Here is a 1,657-nt window from a genome sequence, read left to right on the forward strand (position 1 = left end):
TACCTGGTTGATAGGTCGAAGGTGTAAGTGCAGTAATGTATTTAGCTTATCGATACTAATAGGTCGAGGACTTGACCAAAATCATTAACTAAATGATATACAGTTTTCAGAGTATTAACTCTAAAAGATAAAGATTATGTGGTTATTATAGCAAAGAGGATACACCTGTTCCCATACCGAACACAGAAGTTAAGCTCTTTAGCGCTGATGGTACTTGGAGGGCGACCTCCTGGGAGAGTAAGACGTAGCCACGTAATCTTTTTTTATGTTCAAAATAAAAAATACAAGGAGTTAAAATGAAAACTGAAAAAATAATCGATTTTAAAGAAATCAAGAGATTAAATCTTATAGATCAAAAATCACTAATGGAAAGAGCTTTGAAGTTATCAGAAGAGGTTGGGGAAGTTTCTCAGGCAGTATTGAGTTCATCAAATGTATGTGGGTGTGGATACAAAGAAAAAACAAAAGAAGATATAGTTGAAGAGTGTTTAGACGTAATAATTGTAGCAAGCTCAATAATAAGCCAGAGTTATGATAATGAAATTAATATGGATGAGATAGTTAATATATATAAGAAAAAGCTTAAAAAATGGGAAGAAAAATGCAAAACTATATAAATTTTAAAATATTAGATAACTTAAGTTGATTAAATATAGACTTAAGTTATTTTTATTTATAAAGAATTAGTAATGTAAAATTAATATCATTATACGTAGGAGGTTATACTCATTTTAAGTATATTTTGATTGGTAACAATTTTATTAAATGATCTTTAATCTATTTGTAATAGTATAAAAATTTAATAAAAATATAAATAAGTTAACATAATAGTTGGAGAAATAGAAAAAATATTTTTTATTGAATACTAAAATTTCTAATCAAAGTAGAAAGTGTATATAAAAATATATAATTTAAATAAAAAAATTTAATTAATGATAAATAAATTAGAAATGTGGATAAAAAATAGAAAATCGGTATATAAGCTAAGTCTAGGATGTATATAATGTTAATAACATAAACAAAAATTGTGTATAACTTAAAAAAATAAACTAATTATAAAAAATACTAAAAAAAGTTAAGAAAAAGTATTGACGATATAAAGTATAGGTGGTATAGTAATACATGTCCTTAAGAAAAGGACAAACACGAAAGAGAAACAACAGAAAAGAGTTGACAAAGTAAAATTACTTTGATAAACTAAGGAAGTTGTAAGGAATGAACTTTGAAAATTAAACAGTAGGTTAATTTATACAACTAATGATTCTTAAAGAATCGAAAACAAACCAAGCCAGATATTCAGATAATGATAGTCTGAGCAGGTAACAACTTTTATTTGAGAGTTTGATCCTGGCTCAGGATGAACGCTGGCGGCGTGCCTAACACATGCAAGTCGAGCGATTCTCTTCGGAGAAGAGCGGCGGACGGGTGAGTAACGCGTGGGTAACCTGCCCTGTACACACGGATAACATACCGAAAGGTATGCTAATACGAGATAACATGAGAAAGTCGCATGGCTTTCTTATCAAAGCTTTTGCGGTACAGGATGGACCCGCGTCTGATTAGCTAGTTGGTAAGGTAATGGCTTACCAAGGCGACGATCAGTAGCCGACCTGAGAGGGTGATCGGCCACATTGGAACTGAGACACGGTCCAAACTC

At 30.7% G+C, this 1,657-nt stretch carries 1 protein-coding gene and 3 rRNA genes; all 4 read left to right on the forward strand.

All coding sequences use genetic code 11. The features are described from left to right. Positions 1 to 79: ribosomal RNA gene (locus tag I1959_RS15290) — 23S ribosomal RNA — on the forward strand; the annotation flags it as partial. A 58-nt stretch (positions 80 to 137) separates the two neighbouring features. Continuing rightward, a 5S ribosomal RNA gene (gene rrf, locus I1959_RS15295) occupies positions 138 to 254 on the forward strand. Positions 255 to 296: 42 nt separating this feature from the next. Next, on the forward strand, positions 297 to 617 hold the full coding sequence (locus I1959_RS15300) for a MazG-like family protein (RefSeq protein WP_166504683.1): 321 nt from the start codon (positions 297 to 299) through the stop codon (positions 615 to 617). Between the two features lie 712 nt (positions 618 to 1,329). Next, positions 1,330 to 1,657 (forward strand): 16S ribosomal RNA (locus I1959_RS15305); the annotation flags it as partial.

The sequence above is a fragment of the Romboutsia sp. 1001285H_161024_C4 genome, from assembly GCF_015550185.1.
GTDB lineage: Bacteria > Bacillota > Clostridia > Peptostreptococcales > Peptostreptococcaceae > Romboutsia_C > Romboutsia_C hominis.

Excerpts from the sequence above, each read along its gene's own strand:
- I1959_RS15300 (WP_166504683.1), top strand. The coding sequence starts at position 297 with ATGAAAACTGAAAAAATAATCGATTTTAAAGAAATCAAGAGATTAAAT.